The sequence below is a fragment of the Pseudomonas sp. AP19 genome, from assembly GCF_001728855.1.
In the GTDB taxonomy this organism is placed as follows: domain Bacteria; phylum Pseudomonadota; class Gammaproteobacteria; order Pseudomonadales; family Pseudomonadaceae; genus Aquipseudomonas; species Aquipseudomonas fluorescens.
In genome coordinates this window covers 27,188-48,192 of sequence record NZ_LXJP01000012.1, presented here as the reverse complement: position 1 = coordinate 48,192, position 21,005 = coordinate 27,188, and the positions used below count along the sequence as shown (strand labels likewise).

Sequence of the window (21,005 nt, the reverse complement as noted above, 5' to 3'; positions counted from 1 at the left end):
CCGTCAGCGGGTTTCGTTAAACAGTTCGCGGCCGATCAACATCCGGCGAATCTCACTGGTGCCGGCGCCAATCTCGTACAGCTTGGCGTCTCGCAGCAGTCGCCCGGCGGGGAATTCGTTGATGTAGCCGTTGCCGCCGAGAATCTGGATTGCGTCGAGGGCCATTTGCGTGGCGCGTTCGGCGCTGTAAAGAATCACCCCGGCCGCATCCTTGCGCGTGGTTTCGCCACGCTCGCAGGCCTGGGCCACCGCGTAGAGGTAAGCGCGGCTGGCGTTGAGCTGGGTGTACATGTCAGCCACCTTGCCCTGGATCAGTTGGAACTCGCCGATGCTCTGGCCGAACTGCTTGCGGTCGTGGATATAGGGCACGATCAGGTCCATACAGGCTTGCATGATCCCGGTGGGGCCGCCGGACAACACCACGCGTTCGTAGTCCAGGCCGCTCATCAACACTTTCACGCCACCATTGAGCGTGCCGAGGATGTTTTCTTCGGGCACCTCAACGTCATCGAAAAACAGCTCGCAGGTGTTGGAGCCGCGCATGCCGAGCTTGTCGAACTTGTTGCTACGGCTGAAGCCTTTCCAGTCGCGCTCGACGATGAACGCCGTGATGCCATGGGCGCCTTTTTCCAGGTCAGTCTTGGCGTAGATCACGTAAGTCGTGGCGTCGGGGCCGTTGGTGATCCAGGTCTTGCTGCCGTTGAGGACGTAACGGTCGCCGCGTTTGTCGGCGCGCAGCTTCATCGAAACCACGTCGGAGCCGGCGTTGGGCTCGCTCATGGCCAGGGCGCCGACATGCTCGCCGCTGATCAATTGAGGTAGATAGTTGAGTTTCTGCGCGTGATTGCCGTTGCGGTTGATCTGGTTCACACACAGGTTGGAGTGGGCGCCGTAGGACAGTGCAACCGACGCGGAACCGCGGCTGATCTCTTCCATGGCCACCACGTGGGCCAGGTAGCCCAGGCCCGCGCCGCCGTACTCTTCCGGCACGGTGATACCCAGCAGGCCCATGTCGCCGAACTTGCGCCACATATCGGCGGGGAACAGGTTGTCGATGTCGATCTGTGCCGCGCGGGGAGCGATTTCCTTGGCCACGAAGGACTGCACCTGATCGCGCAGCATGTCGATGGTTTCGCCGAGGGCGAAGTTCAGGGACGGGTAACTCATGGACAGGCACCTTAATGTGAGCATTGTTTTTGTGTGGGTTGAGCGCCGGGGGAGGCTGCTCACCTTTACGTTAACGTAAGCTTGCGTTGCGAGGCTGTCAATCGTAGTTTACGTTTACGTCAAGCAACCGCCGTCCACCTTACAAAAAAGACAAAAGGGGTCGTTATGGATCAACCGAATCAGAGCTACAGCCGTGGCGCTCAGGACAAACCGTTGCTGGCCATGACAATTGGCCAAGCCTTCGACGCTACGGTCTCGCAGTACCCCGATGGCGAAGCGCTGGTGGTGCGCCATCAGCAGCGTCGCTACACCTGGCGACAGTTGGCCGAGGCCGTTGAGCTGCACGCCCGTGCGTTCCTGGCCTTGGGTATGCAAACCGGTGACCGTCTGGGTATCTGGGCCCCCAATTGCGCCGAGTGGTGTATCAGCCAAATCGCCAGCGCCAAGCTCGGGGTGATTCTGGTGAATATCAACCCGGCCTATCGCAGCAGCGAATTGGCGTACGTCCTCAAGCAATCCGGTTGCCAGTGGCTGGTGTGTGCCGGGTCGTTCAAGCGCTCCGATTACCACGCGATGCTGCAAGAACTGAAGCCCGAGCTGCGTGGCCTTATCAGCCTCGACCCCAGCCCGCCTGCGGGATTCCTGCCCTGGTCACAATTGTCGGCCCTCGGCGCAGGCGTCCCGCCCGAACAACTGCACAGCCGCCAGGCCAGCCTGCACTTTGATCAAGCCGTCAACATCCAGTACACCTCCGGCACCACCGGCTTCCCCAAGGGGGCCACCCTCAGTCACCACAACATCCTCAACAATGGTTACATGGTCGGTGAAAGCCTGGGCCTCACGGCGCAGGATCGTCTGGTGATCCCGGTGCCGTTGTATCACTGCTTCGGTATGGTCATGGGCAACCTTGGTTGCATCACCCATGGCACCACCATGATCTACCCCAATGACGGCTTCGACCCGCTGCTGACGCTGACTGCCGTCGCCGAAGAGCGCGCCACTGGCCTCTACGGCGTGCCGACGATGTTCATCGCGTTGCTCGATCACCCGCGCCGGGGCGAGTTCGACCTGTCGACCCTGCGCACCGGCATCATGGCTGGCGCCACATGCCCCATTGAGGTCATGCGCCGCGTCATCAGCGAACTGCACATGGGTGAGGTGCAGATTGCCTACGGCATGACCGAAACCAGCCCGGTGTCATTGCAGACCGGCGCCAATGACGACCTTGAACGCCGTGTCACCACCGTCGGTCGCACCCAGCCGCAACTGGAAAACAAGATCATCGACATGGCTGGCAACACGGTCGCACGCGGTGAGATCGGCGAATTGTGCACCCGGGGCTACAGCGTGATGCTCGGCTACTGGAACAATCCCGATGGCACCCGTGACGCCATCGATGACGCGGGCTGGATGCACACCGGCGACCTGGCGAGCATGGACGCGCACGGCTACGTGTGCATCGCCGGGCGTAATAAGGACATGATCATTCGCGGCGGTGAAAACGTTTACCCGCGTGAGCTGGAGGAGTTTTTCTTCACCCACCCGGCGGTGGCGGATGTGCAAATCATCGGCATCCCGGATGTGCGTTACGGTGAAGAGATCGTGGCGTGGGTCAAGCTCCATCCTGGTCATGTGGCCAACGAACTGGAGCTGCAAACCTGGTGCGAGGGCCGCATTGCGCACTTCAAGACGCCCAAACACTTTAAGTTTGTGGACGAGTTTCCGATGACGGTAACCGGCAAGATCCAGAAGTTTCGCATGCGCGAGATTTCAATCGAGGAGCTGCGAAGCCAATCTAACTAGCCACATGAGGCCATTGTGGCAGCGAGCAAGCATGCTGCCACAATGTTGATCGGCGTCACACCCGGATTGGTCGAATCCCGCAAAGCACAAAGGGGACCCGAAGGTCCCCTTTAATTTGTCGTTGCGTGCTCTTTTTTTATTATTGAGGGGCGGTCTATTGTTGTTTTTGGCAACCGTTACCCTTTACCGCTGTTTTTGGCGACCCCCAGTCGGGGTCAAGAGCAAACGTATTTTTTTGAGCGCTGATCTGCTTCTTCGTCATCGATCCAACCAGTGGGTAGCTACCTGAGGTAGTTTTATTTTTCTCTAACCGGTTGCGGGTTTCGGCACGCCGAACCCTGCGAAGCACATCTTCTCCAAAAAAATCTGTTAGCTGCGTCTCTGCCGTGTTGTTTTTGTTATGTCAGAGTCGTTTCGTCTTATTTTTATTAGGTTTGGCGCTTTTTATTCTTGTTATGCAATAGACATAGCAGAAGGCGTGCCAACTTTTTAAATCCCTTTAAAATCAATCACTTGGTTTTTTGGTGGGAAATGGCCTGCGGCAAATAAGACAAAATATGTTCCCGTGTTACTCGATGTGTAGTGGTGCGGTAACACATTGTCACGGCTAAGCTACTCAACCGGCTGTTCGGGCCTTCGCCACACGCGAACCGGTCGGGCGAGCCAGAACCTGGCTGATCTGCAGGCCCGCATGAATCAACGCCTGCAAGTCGACGCCGGTGTCGATACCCAGGCCGTTGAGCAGGTACACCACATCCTCGGTAGCGACGTTACCGCTGGCGCCCTTGGCGTAGGGGCAGCCGCCGAGGCCCGCAATAGAGCTATCGAACACGGTTATGCCCTCCAGCAGGCTGGCGTAGATATTGGCGATGGCCTGGCCGTACGTGTCATGGAAGTGCCCGGCCAGTTTGTCCCTTGGCACCTGCGCGCCGACCACGTCAAACAGCTGCCGCGTAGCGCCCGCCGTGCCGGTGCCGATGGTGTCGCCCAGGGAAACCTCATAGCAGCCCATGGCATACAACTCGCGCGCGACCGCCGCGACCTGTTCCGGGGCGACTTCACCTTCGTAAGGGCAACCCAACACACACGACACATAGCCGCGCACGCTGATGCCGTGCTGCTTGGCCGCCGCCATGATCGGCGCAAAGCGCTCCAGGCTTTCGCTGATCGAGCAGTTGATATTGCGCTGTGAAAACGCCTCGGAAGCGGCCGCGAACACCGCCACCTCCTTCACGCCTGCGGCCAACGCATCTTCAAACCCACGCAGGTTCGGTGCGAGCGCACCGTAGGTCACGCCGGGCTTGCGCTGTATCTGCGCAAACACCTCAGCGGAGCCGGCCATCTGCGGCACCCATTTGGGCGACACAAAACTGCCGACCTCGATGTAGCTCAAGCCCGCAGCGCTGAGGGCATCCACCAATTGGACTTTGTCGGCCACGCTGATGGGCTGGGCTTCGTTCTGTAATCCGTCGCGCGGGCCGACTTCCACCAGGCGTACGTGTGAGGGGAGGGACATGGCAGCTACCTTCTGGTTATTGGCCAACCTGGCTCATGGTCTGCGCCAGGGCCTGGGTGCAACGCTCTTCGGCGGTGTCCAGTTCCAGCTTCATCTGTTCGATATCCAGCAATTGTTGCTCAAGCTGTTCGCGGCGCTCGGCGATCTTGGCGAGCATGCTATTGAGCTGGATGTGGTTGCCGCTGGTGGGGTCGTAGAGTTCGATCAGCTCGCGGCATTCGGCCAGGGAGAAGCCGATGCGTTTACCGCGCAGGATCAGCTTGAGGCTGACCTTGTCCCGCGCCGAGTAGATGCGCTCCTGGCCCCGACGTTCAGGAGCCAGCAGGCCTTGTTCTTCGTAGAAACGAATGGCGCGGGTAGTAATGTCAAGCTCGCGGGCGAGGTCGGAGATGCTGTAGGTCGTGCTCATGGGGGCGCTCAAGAAGGTCTTGGCGCTAAGCTAATGGCACGTTGACGTAAACGTCAAGCGCTGCCGCGCAGCCCAGCGCAAGCAAGCCCCCTGCGACGTTCAGGCTGGCTTGCCATCGAGCTTCTTCTCATGCGCCGTCACCTGTTGGCACAACTCGATCATCTGCTCACGCATCCAGCGGTTGGCCGGGTCCTGGTCGGTGCTCTCGTGCCAGTACAGGTGGGTTTCGACCGGTGGCACGTCGTTGACCGGCAGGTTGAACCAGTGCAGTTCATGGCGGCGAGCGAAGCGCTCGGGCACGGTCATCACCATGTCGGTCTGCTGCAGCACTTGCGAGGCCATCAGGTAATGCTGGGAACGCAGGGCGATCTTGCGCTGGATGCCCATTTTGCCCAACGCCAGGTCGACATGGCCCAAGCCGTTACGGCGGCTGGAGATATGGATATGGGTCAGTGACAGGTAGTCATCCAGGCTGAATTTGTCCTTGCTGGCCAGGGGATGGCCCTTGCGCATGGCGCACACGTAGCGGTCTTCCATGAGTTTGACATGACGCACTTGCGGGTCGGTGTTGAGCGGCGCGTCCACGGCAAAATCCAGGCGGCCGGCGGCCAGCTCCTTGGTGGTTTCACGGCGTTTGGAGAGGAAACTTTCGATCACCACGGTCGGCGCCAGGCGGCGCAGGCGCTGGAACAGCAACGGCAGAATCACTGCCTCGGTGAGGTCGGTCATGCTGATGCGATAGGTCTTGGCCGCCTGTTGCGGGTTGAAAATCCGGCTTTCCTGCACCGACACCCGCAGCAGCGACAACGCGTTGCGCACCGGGCCGATGATGTTCTGCGCCATCGGCGTGGGCACCATGCCTTGGGCGGTGCGTACGAACAGCGGGTCGTTGAACGTCTCACGCAGGCGCGCCAGGGCATTGGACACCGCCGGCTGGGTGATGCCGACAATCTGCCCGGCGCGAGTCAGGTTGGCTTCGGTGTAGATCGCGTCGAAGACGATAAAGAGGTTGAGATCGACCTTGCTCAGATTCATGTCGTTGCTCTTATTGTTAGGTGGCGATTTATTAAGGGCTCATACGCCGATCATATATCGGTGATGAATGTTAATACACGCCGAGAATAGGCTAGGTAAATTATCAACGCTGTTCTAGCATCGTTTGCATGACCTAAACAACCTCTCAGAGAAGGGAGCTGCTCATGGATTTCGCCTATTCGCCCAAGGTTCAGGAACTGCGTGAACGCGTCACCGCGTTCATGGACACGTACGTTTACCCGGCCGAGCCGGTGTTTGAACGCCAGGTCAGCGAAGGTGACCGCTGGCAGCCCACCGCGATCATGGAGGAGCTGAAAGCCAAGGCTAAAGCCGAAGGCCTGTGGAACCTGTTCCTGCCGGAATCCGAACTGGGCGCCGGCCTGACCAACCTCGAATACGCGCCGCTGGCCGAGATCATGGGCCGCTCGTTGCTGGGCCCGGAGCCGTTCAACTGCTCCGCACCCGACACCGGCAACATGGAAGTGCTGGTGCGCTACGCCAACGCTGAACAGAAACAACGTTGGCTCGAACCGCTGTTGCGCGGCGAGATCCGCTCGGCGTTCGCCATGACCGAGCCGGACGTAGCGTCCTCGGACGCCACCAACATGGCCGCCCGCGCCGAACGCCAGGGCGATGAGTGGGTAATCAACGGCAAGAAGTGGTGGACCTCCGGCGCCTGCGACCCGCGCTGCAAGATCCTGATCTTCATGGGCCTGAGCAACCCGGATGCGCCGCGTCACCAGCAGCATTCGATGATCCTCGTGCCGGTGGACACCCCCGGCGTGAAGATCGTGCGCCCGCTGCCGGTGTTCGGTTACGACGACGCGCCCCACGGCCACGCCGAAGTGCTGTTCGACAACGTGCGTGTGCCGTACGAAAACGTATTGCTCGGTGAAGGTCGCGGCTTTGAGATTGCCCAGGGTCGTCTCGGCCCCGGCCGTATTCACCACTGCATGCGCTCCGTCGGCATGGCCGAGCGTGCGCTGGAACTGATGTGCAAACGCTCCGTCAGCCGTACCGCGTTCGGCAAGCCGCTGGCACGCTTGGGCGGCAACATCGACAAGATCGCCGACTCGCGGATGGAAATCGACATGGCGCGCCTGCTGACCTTGAAGGCGGCGTACATGATGGACACCGTCGGCAACAAAGTAGCGAAAAGCGAAATTGCGCAGATCAAAGTGGTCGCGCCGGACGTGGCGCTCAAGGTGATCGACCGCGCGATCCAGATCCACGGCGGCGCCGGGGTTTCCAACGACTTCCCGCTGGCCTACATGTATGCCATGCAACGCACCTTGCGCCTGGCCGACGGCCCGGATGAAGTGCACCGCGCGGCGATCGGCAAGTTCGAGCTCGGCAAATATGTGCCTAAAGAGCTGATGCGCGGCGGGCAGTAACACCGCGCTGCCCGTATCGCGGGCAAGCCCGCTCCAACAATTGACTGACTTCCAGCATGGGAATGAGGTCGCATGTGGGCGCGGGCTCGCCCGCGAAGAGGCCGGTGTTTACCCCACAGCACGCAAGGTTCAGTACACCCAAACCTCCACCCGCCGATTCTTGATCCGGCCTTCATCCGCGGTATTCGCTGCCACCGGCATCTGCGCGCCGAACCCGCGAATGTCGCGCAGCACCACGCCGCTTTTGACCAGTTCCCGGCGCACCGCCATCGCCCGCAATTTTGACAAGAGTGCCGCGCGCTGCGGGTCATTCTTGGCATCACCAAACCCCACCAGTGTCACGTGCCGGTCGAGCTTGCCGTGACTGCGGATATACGCCACCACCCGCTGCAAATCCTGGCGAGCCTTGTTGTCCAGGCTGGCACTGCCTTCCTCGAAGCGAAAATTCACCGTCAAACGCTGGGCGTCACGGGCGATGGCCTGATAGCTCTCGGGCATTGAGTCGCGTGGCGCCACGCCAATCGCCTGTACTTGCTGCGCGATAAAACCGTTGGCAGCCACAATCGCCTGGCCTTTGCTGCTCTGGGTAAAGTCCACCAATGCCTTGGCCCAAGGGTTGCGGTTAGCTGGCGGCCAGTAGAAATACAGGCGGCGTGACAGCGGGTAATCCTCGGTGGCAATCAGGCTGGTCAGCGCCGGCATGGGTTGTGAGTCACCATCGACAATCGCCACGGCTTTGGCCTGGCGTACGTAAGGCAGGCCGATGAACCCGATGCCGTGTGGGTCATGGCTGACCGCGTCGGACAACCCTTCACTGGACTCGAAGCGCTGGGCGGACGCGGCGAGAGGCTTACCGCGCAGGCGTAGCACCAGTTCCTTAAAGGTGTCGTAGGTGCCGGATTGATCATCCCGTGCATATAAATGAATGGCACCGCCGGTGCCGCCCAGCGCCTCCCAGGTGCTGACTTCGCCGTTGAAGATCTGCGCCAGTTGCGCGGTGTTCAAGGTCGTCAGCGGGTTTTGCGGATGCAGGATGATTGCCAGGCCGTCAATGGCGATCACTTGCTCGGCCTCGGGGCTTTTCAGGTCGCCCAGGGGCTCAAGGTCGACCAGTTCGCTGTCCTTGATCGGGCGCGAAGACGCCGCAAGGTCGGCGCTGGCGTTTTTAAGCGCGCTGAACCCGGTGCTGGAGCCATGGGCGGCCACCTCGATAATCACGCTCTTGCCCTGACGCGTCTTGCCGATCACCCGTTGTTCGTTGGCGCCTTCGCCGGGCTCGGCGTGCACCGCCTGCAAGCCCTGGTGCTCCATCAAACCCTTGACCAACGCGGGCCCCAAGGCCGCACCAATGGTATTGGAGCCCTGGATGCGCAATGCGGGGCCTTGGTCGGGAACGGGCAGGGCAGCGGCGACAGCGTAAAACGGCAGCAGTAACAGGAGCAGAACGCGCAGCATCATGCCGGCACCTTCTTAAGCCAAAGGGAGTGCCGCCAGATTAAGTCAGCCAGGTTGCATAAATATGACGGGGCGGCGCTGATCAAAATGAGGGCGCTGGCCAGTCAGCGCCCTCACTGAACAGGGTGTCAGCTCAGTTCCAACCAGATCGGCGCATGGTCCGATGGCTTTTCCAAACCGCGCAAATCGTAATCCACCCCGGCATCCTTGACCCGTGACAGCAAGCCGTGGGACGCCATGATCACGTCAATGCGCAGCCCACGCTTGGGCTCATCCTCGAAGCCACGGCTGCGGTAGTCGAACCAACTGAAGCGGTCGGTCACGTCCGGGTTCAAGTGACGGAAGCTGTCGACCAGGCCCCAGTTCTTCAAGCGCGCCATCCACTCGCGTTCTTCCGGCAAGAAGCTGCACTTGCCGGTTTTCAGCCAGCGCTTGGCATTGTCGGCGCCGATGCCGATGTCGCAGTCTTCCGGGGAAATGTTCACGTCGCCCATCACCACCAGCGCCTGGTCATTGCTGAACTGGCTTTCCAGCAGCTGCTGCAAGTCTGCGTAGAAGCGCTGCTTGGCCGGGAACTTGGTGGGGTGGTCACGGCTTTCGCCCTGGGGGAAGTAGCCATTCATGACGGTCACGGGGTTGCCGTTCTCATCGGCGAAGGTGCCCCAGATAAAGCGGCGCTGGGCGTCTTCTTCATCACTGGCAAACCCTTTGTGCACGCTCAACGCTTCTTTGCGCGAGAGCAGGGCCACACCGTAGTGGCCTTTTTGGCCGTGGTAGTACACGTGGTAGCCCAGTGCCTGCACTTCGGCCAACGGGAACTGGTCATCGTGGACCTTGGTTTCCTGCAGGCCAATCACGTCGGGTTGATGCTTTTCAATCAGCGCCGCCAGCTGATGAGGGCGGGCCCGCAGCCCGTTGATATTGAAGGAGACGATTTTCATGGTCGGCAGTCCAGTCTGGCAAAAAAGCCGATGCTAGCCGACAAGTCGGACGGGGGCCAGCGTGGCGGTAGGGCGCATGCACTGCTAATGTCTGGGAACGACTGGTGCTGCGTAGGTTCGTACCCATAAGAACGCCATCTTTTGAATGGCGCCCAGGGAGATTGACTGTATGCCTGACACTTCGACTGCCATCGCTGAAATTCGCCTGCTCAACAGCGGCTATTCCCGCGAGGCGCGTTCCCTGCTGTACCAGGCTTATCGGCATGAGCCGACCTTCGCCTATATCTTTGAAGCCGAGCGTTCGGGTTATGAACAGCGGGTGCGGGCCACCGTGCGCGAACTGGTCAAGCAGCACTTTTTTCAGAAACTTCCCGCCATCGGGCTGTTCGTCAACGACCGGTTGATCGGTATCGCGCTGATCGCGCCACCGCAGCGGCGCCTGGGCATCACCGAGAGCTGGGCCTGGCAATTGCGGATGTGGCTGAGCACGGGGGTGCGCGGTACTCGGCGTTACTTGGAATACCATTACGCAGTGCTGGCGTGCCTGCCCAGCGAGTCGGTACATGTGCTACCGCTGTTGGGCATTCACCCGCAATTCCAAGGCCAGCATTACGGCGAGCAGCTGCTGGAAGCTGTGCACAACTGGTGCGCGGATGACCCGCACTCATCAGGCGTCGTGCTCGACACTGGCGATTCGCGCTACCTGGATTTCTACAAACGCCAGGGCTATGAAGAGATCGGTGAAGTGGCCGTCGGTCCCATCCTGGAGCATGTGTTTTTCCATCCGAACCCTCAGTCGTTACAGGCTGCAAAGGTTTGAGACAGAATTATTCAGACAATTCCGGGTTCAAAGTGTCTCCCCAGCTCGTGTAGCATCCCCGCCTATGAAGCTCCCAGGAAGATTTACCAGCGGCTTGATTCTGCTGTTCACAAGCTGCGGCGCATTGGCGCAAAGCGAATTGGACGTGCGGATCAAGCCTTCAAACGACGCGTTGAAAGCCAACATCGAAGGCTATATCGGCGGGGTAGGCGATCGCGATGAAGAAGCCTTGCTGCGGTTCAGCCGTGGCGCCGAAGAGCAGGCCCGCAAAGCGGCGCAGGCTCTGGGCTTCTATCAGCCGCTGATCAGCAGTGACGTAAAGGGCGGTAAAAACCCGCGCCTGATCCTCACCATCGACCCTGGCGAACCGGTGCATTTGCGCAACGTGACCATTCGTGTCGACGGCCAGGCCGCGAGCCTCAAGGCTTTTCGCGTGCCCGACGGCAGCGACCTCACCTCCGGCGCCGTGCTCAACCACGGCCATTATGAAGACGCCAAGCGTCTGATCCAGAACCAGGCCTCGCGCTACGGCTTTTTCAGCGGGCGCTTTACCCGCCAGAAACTCATCGTTGACCCCAAAGCCGGCGTCGCCGATATCGAACTCGTGTACGACAGTGGCCCGCGCTACACCATGGGGAACGTCAGCTTTACCGGCGATACGCCGTTTGATGAAGACCTGTTGCAACGCATGGTGCCGTTCAAAAGTGGCACGCCTTACGACTCTGAACTGATCGCTGAACTCAATCAGAACCTGCAATCGAGTGGCTTCTTCGAAGGCGTGCGCGTGGACGCGACGCCCGCCGCCTCGGCCAATGACGTAATCCCGGTGGCCGTGCAACTGGAAACCCGCAAGCCACGCACCATGGGCCTGGGCCTCGGTTACTCCACCGACGTCGGCCCGCGTGGCAAGGCCAACTGGACCCGTCACTGGGTCAACCCTCAGGGCCACAGCTATGGTTGGGAAGCCGAACTGTCGGCGCCGCGGCAGAACGTCGGGCTGTGGTACGACATTCCACTGGACCCACCGTTGACCGACAAATTGCGCTTCGCCGGTGGCTATCAGAACGAGGAGCTGGCCAACACCGACACCCTGAGTAAATTGCTCACCCTTGGCCCTGAATGGCACAGCAAACTGCCCAGCGGCTGGACCCGGGTGATCTCGCTCAAATACCAGCGCGAGGAATATCGCCTGGGCAATGACTCGGGCCTGAGTAACCTGGTGATGCCGGGGATCAATTATTCCTACCTGCGCAGCGACAACCGCATCGACCCGCACAATGGCTATCGCCTGATGTTCGACGCCAAGGTCGCCAAGGAAGGCCTCGGCTCCGACACCAACCTGCTTTACGGCACTGCCACGATCAAAGGCCTGACTACCTTGTGGGATAACCACCGGTTCCTCGGCCGTGCGCAGTTCGGCGGCAGCGCCACCAACGGCTACCAGTCCGTGCCGCCGTCGTTGCGCTTTTTTGCCGGTGGTGACCAGAGCGTGCGGGGCTATGAGTACCAGACGCTTTCGCCGGAAAACGACCGTGGTGACCGCATTGGCGGGCGCTACATGGTGGCGTTGAGCGCTGAATATCAATATTCAATCGCGGAAAAATGGCGGATCGCGACCTTTATCGACCAGGGCAACTCCTTTAATACCCTGGAAATGCCCAGCCTGAAAACCGGTGTCGGCGTGGGCGTACGGTGGGTCTCGCCCGTTGGGCCGATTCGCCTCGACCTGGCCCATGCCCTGGAAGACCCGGGCGGTATTCGTTTGCACTTTTCCATGGGGCCTGAGCTGTGATGCGTGGTGTGAAAATAGCGGGGCTGACCCTCGTGGGCGTCCTCGCCTTAGTGTTGGTGGCGCTGTGGACCGTGCTCGGTACCCAGGCGGGCAGCCGCTGGGTCTTGAACCAAGTGCCGGGTTTGACGGTGGACAATTTCCAGGGCCATTTGGGTGGCCAATGGCGTGCCGATCACCTGCTGTGGCAGCAGGACGCCAGCCGGGTCGAACTCAACGCTGCGAAGTTTGACTGGTCGCCGGCGTGCCTGCTACGCATGACCTTGTGCATTGATCACCTGGACGTGGAGCAGGTCAGCCTGCAGTTTCCACCCAGCATAGAGGAAAGTAGCAGCGGGCCGATCCAATTGCCGCAGTTGAAACTGCCGGTAGCGATCCAGTTGGGCGACGTGCGCGTCGGCAGCCTGCTGTTTAATGGCAGCGAAGAGTTAAAGGGCCTGCAATTGGCGGCGCACTGGACGGCTGCCGGTATGCAGATCGACTCGGTGCATTTGCAGCGCGACGACTTGGTGCTGGACCTCGCCGGTGTGCTGCAACCCACCGGCAATTGGCCGCTGAATGCCACCGGCAACCTGAGCCTGCCTTACGCACCCGGCGGCGCACCGTGGAAGGTGGCCCTCAAGGTGGACGGCGACCTGCTCAAGACCCTCAAGCTCGATGCCGACAGTAGTGGCTACTTGCTCGCCAACCTCCGTGGCGAGCTGCAACCGCTGGCGGAGAACCTGCCCGCGCAGTTGCACATCACCGCCGACGGCTTCAAGCCCAGCGCCGAGTTGCCTGACACCCTGCAACTCAATCAACTGGACCTCACCGCCAAGGGCGACCTGAGCAATGGCTACCAACTCTTGGGCAAGGCCGTGCTGCCGGCGGACAAAGGCCCGGTGGACTTGCTGTTGCAAGGCAAAGTCGACGCCAAGGGCGCGCAGATCGCCGGCCTGGACCTGAGTGCCGGGGACAAGCAAAGCCTCAAACTCAGCGCCAATCTGGACTGGCAACAAGGCTTCAGCGCCGACGCCAGGATCGACTGGCGGGATTTCCCCTGGCACCGCCTCTACCCGTTGATCGATGAGCCGCAGGTCGCGTTGCGCACCCTCAATGGCGAGATCGCCTATAAAGATGGCAACTACCTCGGCAACCTCAAGGCCGACCTCGACGGCCCGGCCGGTACATTCAATGTGGTGACGCCGTTCAGTGGCGACCTCAAGCAGGTCTTCCTGCCCGAGCTGAAAGTGACCGCCGGCCAAGGCAAGGCCGAAGGCCACCTGAATCTGCAATTTGCCGACGGCATTGCCTGGGACACCGCCCTGGACCTGTCGGCGTTGAACCCGGCGTACTGGGTGGCGGAGTTGCCCGGCACCTTGGCCGGGCCGCTGCGCAGTAAAGGCGAGTTCAAGCATGAACAGCTCAAGCTGAACGCCGACCTCGACCTCAAGGGCCGTTTGCGCGGCCAAACCGCCGTGCTGGCAGCCAAGGCCGAAGGCGCGGGCGCGCAATGGACCCTCGCCAACCTGGATATTCGCCTGGGCGATAACCGCATCAACGGCAGCGGCAGCCTGCAACAACGCCTGGCCGGGCAGATCGATATCAAACTGGCGCGCCTGGCTCAGCTGTGGCCGCAGTTGCGTGGGCAACTCAATGGGCGCGTCGATGTGGCCGGGACGTTGCAGGCCCCCCAAGGCAAGCTCGACCTTAAAGGTCAGCAATTGGCCTTCGCCGATAATCACCTGCAAAACCTCAACCTTGACGCAACACTCGATAACGCCCAGCGCGCGAAGATCGACCTCAAGGGCACTGGCATCCAAGCCGGCGATACCCAGCTTGGCACCCTGACCGCCAGTGCCCAAGGCGATATCAAGGGCCAAAAGGTCCAGCTGGATTTAGCGGGGCCGCTGCTCAAACTGGCCCTGGCGTTGGACGGCAATCTCGACAAAGGCAACTGGCGCGGGCGCCTCGCCAGCGGCGATGTGCAAGCCGGTGGCCAGGACTGGAAACTGCAGGCCCCGGCCAAGATCGAGCGCCTGGCCGACGGCAAGCTGACCTTTGCGGCGCATTGTTGGGTGTCGGGTCCTGCCAGCTTGTGCGGCGAAGATCAGCGGCTGCTGCCTGAGCCGAAGTTGCGTTACCACCTCAAGCAATTTCCGATCGACAGCCTGGCGGCCTTCTTGCCTAAAGATTTCGCCTGGCAGGGCAAGCTCAACGCCGATGTGCAGCTCGACCTGCCCGCCAGCGGGCCTAAAGGCGTGGTGGCGGTGGACGCCAGCGGCGGCACGTTGCGCGTGAAAGACAAGGACCAGTGGCTGGATTTTCCTTACGACACCTTGAAGCTGGAAACCACCCTCAACCCCAAGCGCATCGACACCCAGCTCAACTTTCGCGGCGGCAAGCTCGGTGAATTGCTGTTGCAGGCGCAGATCAATCCACTGCCCAAGAACAAGCCGATTACCGGTAATTTCAGCCTCAACGGTCTGGACCTCGCCGTGGCGCGGCCGTTTGTGCCAATGGTGGAAAAGCTCACCGGCAAGCTTAACGGCACCGGCCGCATCTCCGGTGGTTTGCTGGCGCCGCAGGTCAATGGCAACGTGAACCTCGTCGGCGGGGAAATCGCTGGGCCGGAATTACCGATCAGCCTTGAAGGCTTGAACATACAGGCGTTGATTGCCGGCGAAAGCGTGCAGTTGAACGGCGCCTGGCACAGTGGCAAAGCCGGGCAGGGTAGCCTCAAGGGGCAGATCGACTGGGGCCAGGCGCTGGTGGTGGATCTGCGCCTGCAAGGCTCGCAACTGCCGGTGACGGTAGAGCCTTATGCCACGCTGGAAGTGGCGCCCGACCTGAAGATCAGCCTCAAAAACGAAAAGTTGGCGATTGCCGGTAAGGTGCACATTCCGCGCGGCGACATCACCGTGCGTGAACTGCCGCCGTCGACGGTCAAGGTCTCGGATGACACGCTGATCGTCGGTAACCAGACCGAAGAGGGCAAGCCGCCCATGGCGATGGCCATGGATATCGACGTGGAAGTGGGCGAAGACCAGCTTAACTTCGCGGGCTTTGGCCTGACGGCCAAAGTGCAGGGCCACGTGCACATCGGCGACAACATGGACACCCGTGGCGAGCTGTGGCTCAACGACGGCCGCTACCGCGCCTACGGCCAGCGGCTCAACGTGCGCCGTGCGCGCCTGTTGTTCGCCGGGCCGCTGGATCAACCGTTCCTGGATATCGAAGCGGTGCGTGTCGTTACCGAACCCTCCAGAACCGTCACGGCCGGGATTCGTCTGAGCGGCAGCGCGGAGCAGCCGACCACGCAGATTTTCTCCGAACCGGCCATGCCTCAGGAGGATGCGTTGTCGTACCTGGTGCTGGGACGTTCGCGTAACAACACCGGTGAAGACAACAACATGCTCGCCGAAGCCGCCCTGGGCCTGGGCTTGATGGGCAGCGCCGGGGTGACCTCCGATATTGCCAACAAGCTGGGCATCCAGGACTTCGACCTCGATACCCAAGGCAGTGGCAACACCACCGCCGTGGTGGCCAGCGGCAAGATCACCGAAAAACTCAGCCTGCGTTACGGGGTAGGCGTGTTCGAGCCGGCCAGCACCATTGCCTTGCGCTATTTGTTGAGCAAGAAGGTGTACCTGGAAGTGGCCAGTGGCGTGGCCAGCTCGTTGGATATCTTCTACAAGCGGGATTTCTAAACCCCGTACTGGGTAAACAATGTGGGAGCGGGCTTGCCTGCGATAGCGGTCCATCAGTCGATGATTCGGTGACTGACACACCGCTATCGCAGGCGAGCCCGCTCCCACATTTGTGTGCGTGACCGCCCACTTGTCGTGAAATTAGCAAGCAAGCTAATAATTCCATTTGACATTCGCTGCCTAAGCAGTAACATCTTGTCATACATTCACTGCCTAGGCAGTAATAAGGTGACTTTCGATGACCCACTTCACCCCTGACAGCTTTCGCAACTGCCACCTCGGCTTGTTGCTGGGCCGGGCTGCGCTGCTCAAGGACCGCATTATCGACACCCACATGGAACCTCACGGCGTGACGGCCGCGCAGTTCAAGGTGTTGATCATCATTGCCCAGTTTGACGTGGATACGCCGGCGGAGCTGTGCCGCAACTTGTCGCTGGACAGCGGTTCCATGACCCGCATGCTCGATCGCCTGGAGCAAAAGGGCCTGCTGGCGCGCAAACGTTCCGAACAGGACCGGCGCCAAGTGCAATTGGTGCTCACCGAAGACGGCCAGCGCCTGGCCGACATGCTTCCGCACATCGGCGCCCAGTCAATGAATGAACTGGCCGGCGCCCTCGAGCCCGGTGAGTTGCAGACCCTGGAAGCCATCCTCACGAAAATTCTGGTAGCTGCCGGTGACGCCATTGTCATCCAGCGGGTAGGTAATAAATGAACACACGTGCACTTAGCCTGGTGCTGGTGGCGATGAGCATGGCCGGTTGCGCCAACTTCAGCGGCCTCGACACCCAAGGCCAGCGCCTCGATGCCAACACCTTGCAAACCGGCAAATCCCTCAGCGGCGTGACCCTGTCGACTGCCGCATGGCCGCGTGCCGATTGGTGGAAAAGCCTGGGCGACCCACAGCTCGACGGTTTGATCCATGAAGCCCTGCAGAACAGCCCCGACATGCAAGTCGCCAGCGCCCGTGCCCACCAGGCGCAAGCCGCCGCCTATGCCGCCGACGCCGCACGAATGCCGACCCTGGATGCCAGCGCCGGCGTGAGCCGTTCGCGCCTGGCCAAAGACCAGGACCCGCGCGGCGAGGGCGATGCCTACGCCACCGTGCGTAATATTGGCGCCAGCTTCAATTACAACTTCGACCTCTGGGGTGGCCAGCGCGCCGCCTGGGAAGCCGCCCTGGGCCAGGCGCGTGCCGCCGAAGTCGATCAGCAAGCCGCACGCCTGACCTTGGCCGCCAACGTGGCCAAAGCCTACAGCGACCTGGGCCAGGCCCATATCGTGCGTGACCTGGCCAATGACGACCTCAAGCGTACCCGCCAGATGCTCGACCTGAGCAAGCGCCGTCTCAGCTCCGGCATCGACAGCCAGTACCAGTACCAGCAGACCGAAAGCCTGGAAGCCAGCGCCCAGTCGCAACTGATCGATGCGGAAAAACAACTGCAAAGCGCCAAGATCGCCCTCGCCGTGTTGCTCGGCAAAGGCCCGGACCGTGGCAATGAGCTGGTGCGGCCGAACGTGTTGAAGCCCAGCGTCGTTGCCGTGCCTGCGGTATTGCCGGCCGAATTGGTGGGGCGCCGTCCCGATTTGATCGCCGCGCGTTGGCGGGTGGAGGCGGCCAGCAAAAACGTGGCCGCGAGCAAAACCCGTTTCTATCCCAACCTCAACCTGAGCGCGAGCGCCGGCGCCGAGTCGTTGTTGGGGGATGCGATGTTTGGTTCAGCCAGTCGTTTCTTCAGCATTGCGCCGACGATCTCGTTGCCGATCTTTGACGGTGGCCGCTTGCGTGCCGACCTGGATGCCCGCGACGCCGATTACGACCTGGCGGTGGCTCAGTACAACAAAACCCTGGTGCAAGCCTTGGGCGATATCGGTAACACCCTGATGCAGTTGCGCGAAACCGGGCGGCAGATCCAGGCACAGCAACATGCCGCGGACATTGCCCAGCAGTCTTACGACACCGGCGTTCAGCGTTACAGCTCAGGCATCGGTAATTACCTGGATGTGCTCAGCATCGAGCAGCAATTGCTGCAGGCCCAGCGTCAGCTGGCGACCCTGAATGCTGCGCAAATCGATCTTTCGATTCAATTGATGCAGGCCCTGGGTGGCGGATACAACGCCGACAACGTGGCCGCGACCACCCCAGCCACACGCACGGAATAATTTGAGGTATTTGTCATGGCCACTGCCGACAGCAACAACGTCACTGAAAAACCGGATAACAACCCACGCAAACGCAAAGTCATGCTGATCGGCCTGGCGCTGATCGTCATCCTCGGCGTGCTGGGCGTGTGGGGCTGGTATGAGTTCTACGGGCGTTTCAACGAAAGCACCGACGACGCCTATGTGAACGGCAACGTGGTGGAAATCACTCCGCTGGTCACCGGCACGGTCGTCAGTATCGGCGCCGACGACGGCGACCTGGTTCACGAGGGCCAGGTGCTGATCAATCTTGACCCGAATGACGCCGCTGTCGGCCTGCAAAGTGCCCAGGCCAACCTGGCGCGCACCGTACGTCAGGTGCGTGGCCTCTACAGCAACGTCGACGGCATGAAAGCCCAAGTGCTGGCCCAGCAGGCCAACGTGCAAAAGGCCCAGGACAACTACAACCGTCGTAAGAATCTGGCCGCTGGCGGCGCGATTTCCCAGGAAGAACTGTCCCATGCGCGTGATGACCTGATCTCGGCGCAAAACGCCCTGGCCAACGTGCAGCAACAGTTCAAGACCAGCAGCGCGCTGGTGGATGACACGGTGATTTCGTCCCACCCGGACGTGCAGGCCGCCGCCGCGCAGTTGCGTCAGGCTTACCTGACCAACGCTCGCAGCACCTTGATCGCCCCCGTCACCGGCTACGTTGCCAAGCGCACCGTGCAACTGGGCCAGCGTGTGCAGCCGGGGACTGCGTTGATGGCGGTAATCCCGCTGAACCAACTGTGGATCGACGCCAACTTCAAGGAAACCCAACTGCGCGATATGCGTATTGGTCAGCCGGTGGACATTGAGTCCGACATCTACGGCAGTGACGTGAAGTTCAGCGGCACCGTGGATAGCCTGGGCGCCGGTACCGGCAGCGCGTTTGCCCTGCTGCCGGCGCAAAACGCCACCGGTAACTGGATCAAGATCGTGCAGCGGGTGCCGGTGCGTATCCATATCAACGCCGAAGAGCTGGCCCAACACCCATTGCGGGTGGGCCTGAGCACCGTGGTCAATGTGGACCTGCACGATACGAGCGGCCCGGTACTGGCGCAGCAGGCGCCGCAAAAGGCTTCGTTCACCACCAACGTGTATGACCGCCAACTGGCCGAAGCCGATGCCATGATCACCCAATTGATCCATGACAACAGCCTCGCCGCACCCAAGGCTGTGCAACGCTGATGAGCAATAACGCCTCCTTCACGCCACCCAGCCTGTTGATGGCCACTATTGGCCTGTCGCTGGCGACCTTTATGCAGGTGCTCGACACCACCATCGCCAACGTGGCGCTGCCGACCATCTCCGGCAACCTTGGGGTGAGTTCGGAGCAGGGCACCTGGGTGATCACGTCGTTTGCAGTGAGCAACGCGATTGCCTTGCCGCTCACCGGTTGGCTGAGCCGGCGCTTTGGCGAGGTGAAGCTGTTTTTGTGGGCGACCATCCTCTTTGTGCTGGCGTCGTTCCTGTGTGGTATCTCCACGTCGATGCCCGAGCTGATTGGCTTTCGGGTCTTGCAAGGCCTGGTCGCGGGGCCGTTGTACCCGATGACCCAGACCTTGCTGATTGCGGTCTACCCGCCGGCCAGGCGCGGCATGGCCCTGGCGTTATTGGCGATGGTCACGGTGGTGGCGCCGATTGCCGGGCCGATTCTCGGCGGCTGGATCACTGACAGCTACAGCTGGCCCTGGATCTTCTTTATCAACGTGCCCATCGGCATCTTTGCGGTGATGGTGGTGCGTTCGCAACTGAAGAAACGGCCGGTGGTCACCAGCTACCAGCCGATGGATTACGTCGGCTTGCTGAGTTTGATCGTCGGTGTCGGCGCTTTGCAGATCATCCTCGACAAAGGCAACGACCTGGACTGGTTCGAGTCCAACTTCATCCTCATCGGCGCGGCGATCTCGGCCGTCGCCCTGGCGGTGTTCGTCATCTGGGAACTGACCGACAAGCACCCGGTGGTCAACCTGCGGTTGTTTGCCTACCGCAACTTCCGCATCGGCACGATTGTGCTGGTGCTGGGGTATGCGGGGTTCTTCGGGATCAACCTGATCCTGCCCCAATGGCTGCAAACCCAGATGGGCTACACCGCCACGTGGGCAGGCCTGGCGGTGGCGCCGATCGGGATTCTGCCGGTGCTGATGTCGCCGTTTGTGGGCAAATACGCGCACAAGTTCGACCTGCGCTTGCTGGCCGGCCTGGCATTTCTGGCGATTGGTTTGAGCTGCTTTATGCGAGCGGGCTTCACCAATGAGGTGGACTTCCAGCACATCGCCCTGGTGCAACTGTTCATGGGTATCGGTGTTGCGCTGTTCTTTATGCCGACCTTGAGCATCTTGATGTCCGATTTGCCGCCGGCGCAAATCGCCGATGGCGCGGGCCTTGCGACGTTCCTGCGGACCCTGGGCGGCAGTTTTGCCGCATCGCTGACCACCTGGATCTGGATTCGCCGCGCGGATCAGCACCATGCGTACATGAGCGAGAACATGACCACCTATGACTCGGCGACCCGTGATGCGCTGCAGGCGCTTGGCGGGGCAGGGCATAAGGCGTATGCGCAGTTGGACCAGATCCTCACCAGCCAGGCGTACATGATGTCCACCGTGGATTACTTCACGTTGCTGGGGTGGATGTTCATGGGCTTGATCGTGATTGTATGGCTGGCGAAACCGCCGTTTGCGGCGAAGGCGGGGCCGGAGGCTTCCGGCCACTGATCTGTAAAGGTTGGAATGCAATCAAGTGTGGGAGCGGGCTTGCTCGCGAAGGCGGTGGTTCAGTCAGTATCTGTGTTGACTGGCAC

15 protein-coding genes are annotated in these 21,005 nt (G+C 61.0%); 9 read left to right on the top strand and 6 right to left on the bottom strand.

Annotation, left to right across the window (positions count from 1 at the left end):
* Positions 1–3: 3 nt before the first annotated feature.
* Positions 4–1,167, bottom strand: coding sequence for an isovaleryl-CoA dehydrogenase (locus A7D21_RS11385; RefSeq protein ID WP_053256920.1), 1,164 nt, complete (start codon positions 1,165–1,167; stop codon positions 4–6).
* 165 nt (positions 1,168–1,332) lie between these two features.
* Here A7D21_RS11385 and A7D21_RS11380 point away from each other — a divergent pair, with 165 nt between their 5' ends.
* Positions 1,333–2,970, top strand: coding sequence for an AMP-binding protein (locus tag A7D21_RS11380; protein WP_069551732.1), 1,638 nt, complete (start codon positions 1,333–1,335; stop codon positions 2,968–2,970).
* A 616-nt stretch (positions 2,971–3,586) separates the two neighbouring features.
* On the opposite strand, the gene A7D21_RS11375 is transcribed toward A7D21_RS11380, so the two are convergent.
* From A7D21_RS11375 to A7D21_RS11365, 3 genes are all read right to left on the bottom strand, one after another.
* Complete coding sequence (locus tag A7D21_RS11375) at positions 3,587–4,486, bottom strand: hydroxymethylglutaryl-CoA lyase (protein WP_069551731.1); 900 nt, start codon at positions 4,484–4,486, stop codon at positions 3,587–3,589.
* 16 nt (positions 4,487–4,502) lie between these two features.
* The gene (locus tag A7D21_RS11370) at positions 4,503–4,895 is read right to left on the bottom strand and encodes a MerR family DNA-binding transcriptional regulator (RefSeq protein WP_053256917.1); all 393 of its coding nucleotides are present in this window, start codon (positions 4,893–4,895) and stop codon (positions 4,503–4,505) included.
* 99 nt (positions 4,896–4,994) lie between these two features.
* Positions 4,995–5,930 carry a LysR family transcriptional regulator gene (locus A7D21_RS11365; protein ID WP_069551730.1) on the bottom strand — a complete coding sequence of 312 codons (936 nt, stop codon included), beginning with the start codon at positions 5,928–5,930 and terminating at the stop codon, positions 4,995–4,997.
* Positions 5,931–6,094: 164 nt separating this feature from the next.
* Here A7D21_RS11365 and A7D21_RS11360 point away from each other — a divergent pair, with 164 nt between their 5' ends.
* The gene (locus tag A7D21_RS11360) at positions 6,095–7,324 is read left to right on the top strand and encodes an acyl-CoA dehydrogenase (protein ID WP_069551729.1); all 1,230 of its coding nucleotides are present in this window, start codon (positions 6,095–6,097) and stop codon (positions 7,322–7,324) included.
* Positions 7,325–7,453: 129 nt separating this feature from the next.
* Here A7D21_RS11360 and A7D21_RS11355 read toward each other — a convergent pair whose 3' ends face one another.
* The gene (locus A7D21_RS11355; RefSeq protein ID WP_069551728.1) at positions 7,454–8,782 is read right to left on the bottom strand and encodes a substrate-binding domain-containing protein; all 1,329 of its coding nucleotides are present in this window, start codon (positions 8,780–8,782) and stop codon (positions 7,454–7,456) included.
* A gap of 125 nt (positions 8,783–8,907) precedes the next feature.
* Positions 8,908–9,720: an exodeoxyribonuclease III gene (xthA, locus tag A7D21_RS11350; protein WP_053256913.1), complete on the bottom strand. Its 813-nt coding sequence runs from the start codon at positions 9,718–9,720 to the stop codon at positions 8,908–8,910.
* Positions 9,721–9,889: 169 nt separating this feature from the next.
* Here xthA and A7D21_RS11345 point away from each other — a divergent pair, with 169 nt between their 5' ends.
* From A7D21_RS11345 to A7D21_RS11315, 7 genes are all read left to right on the top strand, one after another.
* Positions 9,890–10,540, top strand: a complete 651-nt coding sequence (locus A7D21_RS11345) for an N-acetyltransferase (protein WP_053256912.1) — start codon at positions 9,890–9,892, stop codon at positions 10,538–10,540.
* 64 nt (positions 10,541–10,604) lie between these two features.
* Positions 10,605–12,332 carry an autotransporter assembly complex family protein gene (locus tag A7D21_RS11340; protein WP_053256911.1) on the top strand — a complete coding sequence of 576 codons (1,728 nt, stop codon included), beginning with the start codon at positions 10,605–10,607 and terminating at the stop codon, positions 12,330–12,332.
* Positions 12,332–16,018 carry a translocation/assembly module TamB domain-containing protein gene (locus A7D21_RS11335; RefSeq protein WP_083272183.1) on the top strand — a complete coding sequence of 1,229 codons (3,687 nt, stop codon included), beginning with the start codon at positions 12,332–12,334 and terminating at the stop codon, positions 16,016–16,018. The genes A7D21_RS11340 and A7D21_RS11335 overlap by 1 nt, the downstream gene beginning before the upstream one ends.
* A 238-nt stretch (positions 16,019–16,256) precedes the next feature.
* A complete protein-coding gene (locus A7D21_RS11330) occupies positions 16,257–16,730 on the top strand; it encodes a MarR family winged helix-turn-helix transcriptional regulator (protein WP_053256909.1) in 474 nt (157 codons plus the stop codon).
* Positions 16,727–18,178 (top strand): efflux transporter outer membrane subunit, encoded by a 1,452-nt coding sequence (locus tag A7D21_RS11325; protein ID WP_053256908.1) that lies wholly within the window; start codon positions 16,727–16,729, stop codon positions 18,176–18,178. Before A7D21_RS11330 ends, A7D21_RS11325 begins: the two co-directional genes overlap by 4 nt.
* A gap of 15 nt (positions 18,179–18,193) precedes the next feature.
* The gene (locus A7D21_RS11320; protein WP_069551726.1) at positions 18,194–19,390 is read left to right on the top strand and encodes an efflux RND transporter periplasmic adaptor subunit; all 1,197 of its coding nucleotides are present in this window, start codon (positions 18,194–18,196) and stop codon (positions 19,388–19,390) included.
* Positions 19,390–20,919, top strand: a complete 1,530-nt coding sequence (locus tag A7D21_RS11315; RefSeq protein WP_053256906.1) for a DHA2 family efflux MFS transporter permease subunit — start codon at positions 19,390–19,392, stop codon at positions 20,917–20,919. The genes A7D21_RS11320 and A7D21_RS11315 overlap by 1 nt, the downstream gene beginning before the upstream one ends.
* Positions 20,920–21,005 lie beyond the last annotated feature (86 nt).

Coding starts and splice junctions, on each gene's coding strand:
- A7D21_RS11380 (WP_069551732.1), top strand. CDS start 1,333: ATGGATCAACCGAATCAGAGCTACAGCCGTGGCGCTCAGGACAAACCG.
- xthA (WP_053256913.1), bottom strand. CDS start 9,720: ATGAAAATCGTCTCCTTCAATATCAACGGGCTGCGGGCCCGCCCTCAT.
- A7D21_RS11325 (WP_053256908.1), top strand. CDS start 16,727: ATGAACACACGTGCACTTAGCCTGGTGCTGGTGGCGATGAGCATGGCC.
- A7D21_RS11340 (WP_053256911.1), top strand. CDS start 10,605: ATGAAGCTCCCAGGAAGATTTACCAGCGGCTTGATTCTGCTGTTCACA.
- A7D21_RS11385 (WP_053256920.1), bottom strand. CDS start 1,167: ATGAGTTACCCGTCCCTGAACTTCGCCCTCGGCGAAACCATCGACATG.
- A7D21_RS11335 (WP_083272183.1), top strand. CDS start 12,332: ATGCGTGGTGTGAAAATAGCGGGGCTGACCCTCGTGGGCGTCCTCGCC.
- A7D21_RS11375 (WP_069551731.1), bottom strand. CDS start 4,486: ATGTCCCTCCCCTCACACGTACGCCTGGTGGAAGTCGGCCCGCGCGAC.
- A7D21_RS11315 (WP_053256906.1), top strand. CDS start 19,390: ATGAGCAATAACGCCTCCTTCACGCCACCCAGCCTGTTGATGGCCACT.
- A7D21_RS11345 (WP_053256912.1), top strand. CDS start 9,890: ATGCCTGACACTTCGACTGCCATCGCTGAAATTCGCCTGCTCAACAGC.
- A7D21_RS11320 (WP_069551726.1), top strand. CDS start 18,194: ATGGCCACTGCCGACAGCAACAACGTCACTGAAAAACCGGATAACAAC.
- A7D21_RS11360 (WP_069551729.1), top strand. CDS start 6,095: ATGGATTTCGCCTATTCGCCCAAGGTTCAGGAACTGCGTGAACGCGTC.
- A7D21_RS11355 (WP_069551728.1), bottom strand. CDS start 8,782: ATGATGCTGCGCGTTCTGCTCCTGTTACTGCTGCCGTTTTACGCTGTC.
- A7D21_RS11365 (WP_069551730.1), bottom strand. CDS start 5,930: ATGAATCTGAGCAAGGTCGATCTCAACCTCTTTATCGTCTTCGACGCG.
- A7D21_RS11370 (WP_053256917.1), bottom strand. CDS start 4,895: ATGAGCACGACCTACAGCATCTCCGACCTCGCCCGCGAGCTTGACATT.
- A7D21_RS11330 (WP_053256909.1), top strand. CDS start 16,257: ATGACCCACTTCACCCCTGACAGCTTTCGCAACTGCCACCTCGGCTTG.